Source organism: Streptomyces sp. NPDC054863 (assembly GCF_053610825.1).
Map to the genome: position 1 here is coordinate 1 of NZ_JBSGZD010000325.1, position 8,742 is coordinate 8,742.

The 8,742-nt window shown below is 72.5% G+C and carries 8 protein-coding genes; 2 read left to right on the forward strand and 6 right to left on the reverse strand.

The window, feature by feature from the left end; translation table 11 throughout:
• Window positions 1-76: 76 nt before the first annotated feature.
• The 5 genes from ACWGIG_RS33785 to cseB form a co-directional block, all read right to left on the reverse strand.
• Window positions 77-454, reverse strand: a complete 378-nt coding sequence (locus tag ACWGIG_RS33785; RefSeq protein ID WP_453325515.1) for a tetratricopeptide repeat protein — start codon at window positions 452-454, stop codon at window positions 77-79.
• A gap of 128 nt (window positions 455-582) precedes the next feature.
• Window positions 583-3,111 carry an ABC transporter permease gene (locus ACWGIG_RS33790; RefSeq protein WP_453325516.1) on the reverse strand — a complete coding sequence of 843 codons (2,529 nt, stop codon included), beginning with the start codon at window positions 3,109-3,111 and terminating at the stop codon, window positions 583-585.
• A gap of 262 nt (window positions 3,112-3,373) precedes the next feature.
• Entirely contained in the window at window positions 3,374-4,156 is a 783-nt protein-coding gene (locus ACWGIG_RS33795) for an ABC transporter ATP-binding protein (RefSeq protein WP_453325517.1), read from the reverse strand.
• A gap of 200 nt (window positions 4,157-4,356) precedes the next feature.
• Window positions 4,357-5,673 (reverse strand): ATP-binding protein, encoded by a 1,317-nt coding sequence (locus ACWGIG_RS33800; RefSeq protein WP_453325518.1) that lies wholly within the window; start codon window positions 5,671-5,673, stop codon window positions 4,357-4,359.
• A gap of 5 nt (window positions 5,674-5,678) precedes the next feature.
• Entirely contained in the window at window positions 5,679-6,419 is a 741-nt protein-coding gene (gene cseB / locus ACWGIG_RS33805) for a two-component system response regulator CseB (protein ID WP_453325519.1), read from the reverse strand.
• Between the two features lie 456 nt (window positions 6,420-6,875).
• On the opposite strand from cseB, the gene ACWGIG_RS33810 reads away from it, so the two are divergent.
• Both ACWGIG_RS33810 and ACWGIG_RS33815 read left to right on the forward strand, forming a co-directional pair.
• Window positions 6,876-7,070 (forward strand): hypothetical protein, encoded by a 195-nt coding sequence (locus ACWGIG_RS33810; RefSeq protein ID WP_453325520.1) that lies wholly within the window; start codon window positions 6,876-6,878, stop codon window positions 7,068-7,070.
• Window positions 7,071-7,089: 19 nt separating this feature from the next.
• Window positions 7,090-7,464 (forward strand): hypothetical protein, encoded by a 375-nt coding sequence (locus ACWGIG_RS33815; RefSeq protein ID WP_453325521.1) that lies wholly within the window; start codon window positions 7,090-7,092, stop codon window positions 7,462-7,464.
• Between the two features lie 116 nt (window positions 7,465-7,580).
• On the opposite strand, the gene ACWGIG_RS33820 is transcribed toward ACWGIG_RS33815, so the two are convergent.
• Window positions 7,581-8,546 carry a pirin family protein gene (locus tag ACWGIG_RS33820; RefSeq protein ID WP_453325522.1) on the reverse strand — a complete coding sequence of 322 codons (966 nt, stop codon included), beginning with the start codon at window positions 8,544-8,546 and terminating at the stop codon, window positions 7,581-7,583.
• Window positions 8,547-8,742: the final 196 nt, after the last annotated feature.

An 8,742-nucleotide genomic window follows, 5' to 3' on the forward strand; every position in this document is an offset into this window, starting at 1 on the left:
GCTCTTCGGTAACTGCGACGTCGTCGCGAGCGACCCGAAGTTCGTCGTGCTGCGCGCCGTCAAACGCTGAGACCCGTCAGCCGTCGGTCTCCAACGACGCGAAGTCGCCGGACAGGGCCGCGGCCGTACGCAGATACGGCGCGGCTTCCACGCGGCGCCCCTGACGCTCCAGGGTGCGGCCCAGCATCAGCTGCGCGTAGTGCTCGACGGGGCAGTCCGCCAGCACCGCGCGCAGCTCGGTCTCGGCCTTGGCCAACTGGGCGGAGTGGTAGTACGAGCGGGCCAGCAGCAGCCGCGGGGCGGTCAGCCGGGGAGACTCGTCGACCAGCACGCGCAGGATGCGCGCCGCCTTGTCGTACTCCTTCGAGTCGAAGAACAACCGCGCGCGGTCCCAGCGTTCGGCCTCGCCGCCCTGCTGGTAGTACGCGTCGTTGAGATTCACCTGCACGTTCACCGCTGCTCCGTTCCGCCTGCCGTGCCGCCGGCCCTTCCGGCTGCTCACCCCCTCCAACACCCCGAAGTGGTTGAACATTCCACGATGGGGTGAGGGCTGGGGGCGGCTGGTGAGGGCTGGAGGGGCGGCTACTGAGCCGCCGTCGCCGCGGGGATGTCGACGCGGGCGGCCCTGCGGGCGGGCCAGAGCGAGGCGAGCAGTGCTCCCGCCAGGGCGAGCAGCACACCGAGGGCGAGGCGTCCCCAGGGCAGCACCAGTGTGTAGCCCACGACGCTCTCCTGGAGGGTGCGGCCGAGCGCCCAGCCCAGGAAGACGCCCAGGACCGTGCCGACGGCCGCGCCCAGCGCCCCGACGAGCAGGGCCTCCAGCCGGATCATCCGGGTCACACCGGCCCGGTCGAGACCGATGGCGCGCAGTGTGCCGATCTCCTTGCCGCGTTCGAGTACGGACATCGCGAGGGTGTTGGCGATGCCCAGCGCGGCGATCACGAGGGCCATGCTGAGCAGGGCGTAGAAGACGTTGAGCTGGTCCCCGATGCCGCTGGTGTCCTCGGCCGCGATGCTCTCCCTGTCGAGGACGGCCAGGGCGGGGTTGTCGCCGAGGGCGCGGGTGACGTCCGCGCGCGCGGCCCTGCCGGGGCCGCCGTCGGTGGCGACGAGGATCGCGTGGGTGCTCGGGGCGGAGTCGTAGCGGGCGACGAGGGAATCGGGCGCGGTGATGCTGGGCGTCAGGTCGCTCTGCTCGTCCGCCCGGTAGACGGCGCCGACGGTGACGCTGCCCTGCTTGCCGTTCCGCTCCAGGGGGAGGCGCTGGCCGACCTTCCAACCCGCGGCTTCCGCCTTGAAGTCGGCCACGGCGATCCGCCCCTCGGCGAGGCTGTCGAGAGAGCCCTCGACGACGTCGTACCGCAGCAGCCGGCCGATGGTGGCGGGGTCGACGCCGGTCAGTACGGCAGTGGTGGTGCCCAGCTCGTACTGGGTCGACTGGTTGAGCGGGCTGTACGTGGCGCCCGGCAGCCTCTTGAGGGGCTCGGCGGTCGCGGGGGTCATGCGCTGGCCGCCCGCCGGGGCCTTCACCACGTAGTCGGCGGTGAAGGCGTCGGTGGTCGCGCGTTCGAGGTACTGGGCGGCGGAGGCGCCGAGGACGGACAGGCCCGAGGCGAGCGCGAGGGCGATGGCGAGCGCCGCGGCGGTGGCACCGGTACGGCGGGGGTCGCGCACGGTGTTGCGGGCGGCGAGATCGCCGTGCACCGGGCTCAGCCGGAGCAGCAGCGGCCGGAGCAGAGCGACGAACGGCCGCGACAGCAGCGGAATCAGACCGATCGCGCCGAGCAGGGCGAGGGCCGCACCGAGACCGATGACGGTCCGGGCGTCGTCCCCGGCGCCGAGCGCCCCGTACAGCACGCCGCCGACGCCGACGAACACCAGCGCGGCGCTGAACCGGCTGCGCGGCGAACCGGCCCGCGCGGGCGCCGTGTGTTCGGCCGCACCGAGTGCGGCGACGGGCGGGATGGCCATGGCCCTGCGGACCGGAATCCATGCGGCGGCCACGGGCAGGGCGGTGCCGACCAGCATCGAGACCAGCACGGTCACCGGGGTGAGGACCAGCGGGGCGGCCGGGGCGTCGTCGGCGGCGAAGAGCGTCTGGAGCAGGGCGGCGACGCCTGTCCCGGCGGCGAGACCGGCCACCGAGGCGAGCACACCGACGAGGAGCGACTCGGTCAGCAGAATGCGGCGCACCTGCTGACGGGTGGCGCCGACGGCCCGCAACAGGGCCAGCTCCCGGGTGCGCCGGGAGACCAGCATGGTGAACGTGTTGGAGATGAGGAAGGTGGCGACGAACAGGGCGACCGCGGCGAAGCCCACCATGATCTGGCTCATGGTGTCGCTGTCGCTGGAGGCGAGGTTGGCCTGCAGCCGGGCGAGCTGGGCTCCGGTGACCGCGCTGGTGTTCCTGGGCAGCACCCGGTCGACGCGGTCGCCGAGCCCGATCACGTCGGTGCCGGGAGCGGCCGTGATCTCGATGTTCGTGTACTGGCCGGGCCGCAGGAACAGCCGCTGTGCGGTGGCATTGCCGAACAGCGTCAGGCTGCCTCCGGGGGTGAGCTTGGACCCGTCCGTACGGAAGAAACCGGTGAGCCGGTAGGAGCCGGCGCCGGTGTTCGTACCGACGCGCACGGTGTCGCCGACGCGATATCCGGCCTCGGCGGCACTGGCCTCGTCGAGGGCGACCGTGCCGTTGCCGGTCGGGCCCGCACCCTGGACGAAGTCGTAGGCGGGGTCCGATCCCTGCGCGTTCGGGGCGAAGTTGCCGCCCCTGCGGAACTCGCCGGTGCCGAGCAGTTTGCCCTCGCGGTCGGCGACGGCGGCGAAGCCGCTGACGCGGCCCGCGGCGGCGCCGACGCCGGGGAGCTTCGCAAGAGCGGCCGTGGTGCTGGCATCGAGGGTTGCGGGCGGGGCACCGGGGACGGTGTCGGGTGCGACGTTGAGGGAGATGCGGTCGTAGCCGGCGGTCGCCCGGTCGACAGCGGCCTGCTTCAGGCTGTCGCCGTGGACGAGGCTGCCGGAAATGAAGGTGACCCCGAGCATGACCGCGAACGCGGTCATCAGCAGGCGGGCCTTGTGCGCGAAGACGTTGCGCAGGGCGGTACGGAACATGGGCTGCGGATCCTGGGATGAGGGCTCGGCGGAGGCGAGCGGATGGCCGGGTTCGGTTCCGGGGAAGCGGGCGGCGGGGCAACTGGCCGGTGCCGGAGTGAGGGCGGGTCGGCCGGTGGGTGGCCGGGGCGAGGGGTGGTCGGCTGGCGCGTGGCCAGGGTCAGGAGTGGTCGGCCGGTGGGTGGCCGGGGCCAGAGGCGGTCAGCCGGTGCGTGCCTGGGGTGGGGAGGGGCAGCCGGTGGGTGGTCGGGGTGAGGGGTGGTCAGTTGGTGCGTGGCCGGGTGTCGAAGGCCTTCATCCGGTCGAGGACCCGGTCGGGCGTGGGCCGCGTCATCTCGTCGACCAGCCGGCCGTCGGACAGGAAGACCACACGGTCGGCATATCCGGCGGCGACCGGATCGTGGGTGACCATGACCACGGTCTGGCCCAGCTCCCGCACCGAGTCCCGCAGGAAGCCGAGGACTTCGGCCCCGGCGCGGGAGTCGAGATTGCCGGTCGGCTCGTCGCCGAAGACGATCGCGGGGCGGGACACCAGCGCCCGGGCCACCGCGACGCGCTGCTGCTGCCCGCCGGACAGCTCGCCGGGACGGTGGCCGAGCCGGTCCGCGAGGCCGACCATGGAGACCACGCGGTCCAGCCACTGCCGGTCGGGGCGACGGCCCGCGATCGTCGTCGGCAGCGTGATGTTCTCCAGCGCGGTCATCGTCGGCAGCAGGTTGAACGACTGGAAGATGAACCCGACCCGGTCCCGGCGCAGTGCGGTGAGCTGCCGGTCGTTGAGCGTGCCCAGCTCGGTGGTGCCGATGCGGACGGAACCGGAGCTGAACGAGTCGAGTCCGGCGGCACAGTGCATCAGCGTGGACTTGCCGCAGCCGGAAGGGCCCATGATCGCGGTGAACTCGCCCTCCCGGAAGGAGATGCAGACCCGGTCCAGGGCGACGACACGGGTGTCCCCGCTGCCGTAGACCTTGGACAGGTCGGTGACGGCGGCGGCGATTCCGGTGGCCGGGTGCGGTGCGAGCGTGTCGAGGGGTGTGGCGGTCACGAGGGCTCCTCTTCGGGTGCGGAACGGTGCACTCCGAAGGGTGTCCGGGGAACGTATCGGGGCCTGGGCCGTCGTGTATCGGCGCCCGCGCCGCTTCGTATCGGTTATGTACGACGCGGGCGGTCAGGTGTGTACGACGCGGGCGGTCAGGTGTGTACGACGCCGGCGGTCAAGTGCGTGTGACCCGGGCCGTCGGGCCGCTACGGCCGGACCGGCAGGCGCAGGGTGGCGACCGCGCCGCCGTCCGGGGCGTTCTCCAGGCGCAGTTCGGCGCCGAGGAGCAGGGCCTGGCCCAGTGCGATGGTCAGGCCGAGGCCGTGGCCCGAGCCGCGTTCCGCCGCGCCCGTGTGGAAGCGGCGCGGGCCGTGGAGCAGCAGGTCGGAGGGGAAGCCGGGGCCGTGGTCACGTACGACCACGGTGTGACCTTCGACGGTGACCCGTACCGGTGCGCCTCCGTGCCGGTGGGCGTTGACGACGAGGTTGCTGACGATCCGTTCGAGGCGGCGAGGGTCGGTTTCCACGGTCTGCCCGGTGTCCATGCCCGGCTCGTCCCCCTCGCCCCGGCCGGTGTCCACGAAGGTGATGCCCGTGTCGAGGCCGGTGCGCCCCACCGCCTCGGCGACGACCGCGCCGAGCGGGACCCTGGCGCGGACCGGTTGTTCGGCGCCGGCGTCCAGCCGGGAGATCTCCAGGAGGTCCTCGACGAGGCCGCGCAGATCACGGACCCGGGCCCGGAGCAGATCCTCCGTCTCGCCGGGCGGCAGCAGGTCGGCGGCGACCAGCAGCCCGCCGACAGGGGTGCGCAGTTCGTGCGCGACGTCCGCGGTGAACCGGCGCTCGGTGCGCAGCCGCCGGCCGAGGCTGTCCGCCATCAGGTCGACGGTGGCGGCGATGTCGGCCACCTCGTCACCGCCCTTGGTGGGCCCGGTACGGGCGTCCAGGTCACCGGCGGAGATCCGGCCCGCGGTCTCGGAGACCCGCCGCAGCCGACGGCCGAGGAGCCCGGCTCCGCAGACCGCCAGGGGAGTGGCCGCCGCGAGCGTGACCAGAGAGGCCACCACCATGGTCAGGTCCAGCCGGTGCAGCCCGTACAGCTCCGAGCTCATGTTGACCCGGAGGGCCAGTACCCGACCGCCCGGACCGCCGACCCGCTGGGCGGCCCAGACGCTCGGGCCCACGTTCCCCTCGACGTGTTCGTCGTAGGCCGTGTGCCGGTCGTCGTCGGCCGGTTGCCGCAGCGCGGTGGGCAGGTCGGCCGGATCGAGCTCGGCGCCGTCGACGAGGGTGCCGGTGCGCCGGTAGGTGTCCGCGGCCGAGTACAGCGAGTTGAAGGCCCGTGCCTCGGCCCGGCTGCGGATGTCCTGCGCGGTCCACACGTGCACCAGCACGCCCACCGCCGCCGCGACCAGACAGGCCGTGGCCGCGGCCAGTGCGGCGATCTTCCAGCGCAGCGGAACGCGGGCCGGCCTCCGCAGGCGGAAGGCGTGCCCCGGGCGGTGCCCGCGGAACGGTCGCACCGCCCTCAGCGCCTGAGCTTGTAGCCGAAGCCGCGGACCGTCTCGATCCGGTCCCGCCCCAGCTTGCCGCGCAGCCGCTGCACGCACAGGTCCACGACCCGGCTGTCGCCGTCCCAGCCGTACTCCCACACGTCCCGCAGCAGGGTGTGCCGCTCCAGCACGATGCCCGGGTGGGCGGCGAACTCCAGGAGCAGCTTCAGCTCGGTCGGGGTCAGTGCCACCGGGCTTCCCGAGACCCGCACCTCCAGGCCGCCGGTGTCGATGGTCAGGTCCCCGAAGACCAGCAGGCCGCCTTCGGGCGGCGGGGGGCCGTCGCCTGCGGCGCGTCCGGCCCCGGGGGCGGGCGCGTAGGTCGCCCGCCGCAGCAGCGAACGGATGCGTGCCACGAGCACGTACGTATCCACGGGCTTGACCACGTAGTCGTCCGCACCGGCTTCGAGCCCGGCGACGACGTCGAGGCCGTCGCCGCGGGCGGACATCATCAGCACCGGCACCAGGCTGCTCTCGCGGACCCTGCGGCACAGGCCGATGCCGTCAAGGCCGGGCAGCATCACGTCCAGGATCAGCAGGTCGAAGCTTTCGTCGCGGAAGAGCTCAAGGCCCGACAGCCCGTCGGCCGCGGCCGTCACCCGGTAGCCGTAGCGCTCAAGGGCAACGGCGAAGGACCGGCGCATCAGGTCGTCGTCCTCGACCAGCAGCACGCGGACGGGTTGCGACGAGGCCGGGGCCGGGGTGGGCGAGGACACGGGTGGATGACTCCTGTTTCGTACGGTCGTGTGGCACGGGCTCCCGTGCGCACGCACGTGCGGAAGGAGACCCGACAGGAACGATATGGCAGAAATCAGGCACGGCACTGACCCGGCGGCCCGGCGCACGGAACGGATGAACGACCAAGCGCTCCCCGATACCCAGCCGATACAGAACCGGCCGGCCCGGCGGTCCGGCACCCGGGCTGCCGCGCGCGACCGGTGCCCCCGGCGTCCGACCGGCAGGCCCGCTGCCACGGTGTTCGTCGCTGCTGGTGACGATATGCCGTCTTCTGCCGGTTTCGGCATGGCTCGTTACGTTCGGCGGACGGAGCGCGGCCGGGAGATCGCCGGGCCCCTCGCGCTGGGGTGCCTGACCGCCGTAGCCTGGCTGGCGTTTGCGTTGCTCGTCGACCTTGCGGTGGCACGGCGCGACCGCCACAGGAGGAGTCCGCGGTGACCCCCGACGAGTCCGGTCGGCTCGCAGCCCTGTTCCTGAAGTCCGCACACGAAACACCGGACCGCGTCGCGGATCGGGACGGCGGTGGTGCGATGACCTACGCCGAGGTCGCCGCGGCGGCATCGGACCTGGCCGCCCGGCCGCGAGGCGCGCCCTGCACGGCACATGCGGCGGACCATGGGAGGGTGTGAACCTGTGTCGCGAAGCACGGTGAGAGCGAACGAGCTGCTGGCCGAGCACGAGGTCGGACTGTTGACCCGTGCACTCCTGGAATGGGGCGGTCCCGCACACTGCAGCGATCAACTCGCCGTCGGCATGGGGTTCACCGGCGCGCAGGATCTGCTCGACCAGTGCCAAAGGCTCCGGCACGCACTCGGTGAAGACGCTCCACTCAGCGCAGCGGACTGGGCACGGACACTGCTGGCCACGGAGATCGTCTTCGTGAGCGACCTCGCTGGTTCGGGCGTCGAATGGTCAACGACCACGGGCCACGACGACGAAGCGACGATCAGGATGCTCCGGGTGATTCAGCGGAAGCTGGCTCGAACCGTCAGTCCCTACTACGGAAAGCGACCGAGCGAGTAGCTCATGGGGCAGCTCCGTCCGCTTCCACGACTCGAAGATCTCGCTCGACCGCTCCCCTCCGGCTGCACCCGGCCCGGCTGGAGACCTGACACCGTCCGCCGAGAAATGTGCGCAGGTCAGCGCACCCTCCCACGCGGTTTCAGAGGCACCGGCGGGAGTTCGGGAGCCGGCAGGGGAGCACCGTCGTACCCCTTCACCTCACCGAAGCGGGAGCCCGTCATCCAGTCCGCACGCGCCTGGGCGATCTCCTCGCCTGAACGGCCGATGAAGTTCCACCACATGACGATCTCCCGCTCGAAGGGCTCGCCGCCCAGGAGCATCAGTCCCGCGTCGGACTCGGCACGCAGCGGCAGTTCGGTGCGTCCGCACCCGAGGTAGAGCATCGAGCCGGGAACCACCGGCACTCCGTCCACCTGCGCCTCGCCGGACATGGACAGCACGGCGTACTCGAAGTCCGGGTCGAGGGGGAGGGACGTCCGTGTGCCGCGCGCCAGGGCGAGGTCCGCGCCGACGATCGGGGAGTAGGTCGTGCCGGGTGATGTCGCACCGTCGAGCTCGCCCAGGATCACGGTGGCCGTGAGGCCGGGGGCGGTCACCGTCGGCAGGTCCGCGTGGTGCTGGAAGTGCGGTTCGACGTCGCGGTGGGCGTCGGGGAGGGCGACCCAGAGCTGGGCGCCGTGCAGCAGCCTGGCGTGGGGCCTCGGGCTCTCCTCCGAGTGGCTGATGGCGCGGCCGGAGGTCATCAGGCCGAGTTCGCGCGGGCGGACGGTGGCGAGGCTGCCGGTGCTGTCACGGTGCAGGACCTCGCCCTCGTGCAGCCAGCTGACGGTCTGCAGGCCCATGTGCGGGTGCGGCGGGACCTGCATGCCGGGCTCGTCGGCGATGTCGTCGGGACCGTAGTGGTCGACGAAGGCCCAGGCGCCGACCATCCGGCGGCCCAGGTTGGGCAGCAGGCGCCGTACCTCGGTGGACTCGCCGAGCTGTACGCGGCGGGGCGAGAGGAGTTCGCGTACGGGTTCCGCCGCGACGAAACCGCGACCGCCGCACAGGGAGGGGGTGCTCTGACGATCAAGATTGCTCATGGCGTCAACGTAACGCCCGCGCGCGTGGAATGGAGCGCCCGCGCGCGTGGAATGGAGCGCCCACGCGCGTGGAATGGAGCGCCCACGTGCGTCGAACGAGGCGGTCGCACACGTCGCACGGAGCGTCCGTGATCGTCGGGCGGAGCGTCCGTGACCGTGACCGTCGGGCGGAGCGGCTGCCGGGACAGGATCGGCC

Bases quoted from the DNA above. Each gene is read 5' to 3' on its own strand.
- ACWGIG_RS33820 (WP_453325522.1), bottom strand. From the start codon at position 8,546: ATGAGCAATCTTGATCGTCAGAGCACCCCCTCCCTGTGCGGCGGTCGC.
- ACWGIG_RS33790 (WP_453325516.1), bottom strand. From the start codon at position 3,111: ATGTTCCGTACCGCCCTGCGCAACGTCTTCGCGCACAAGGCCCGCCTG.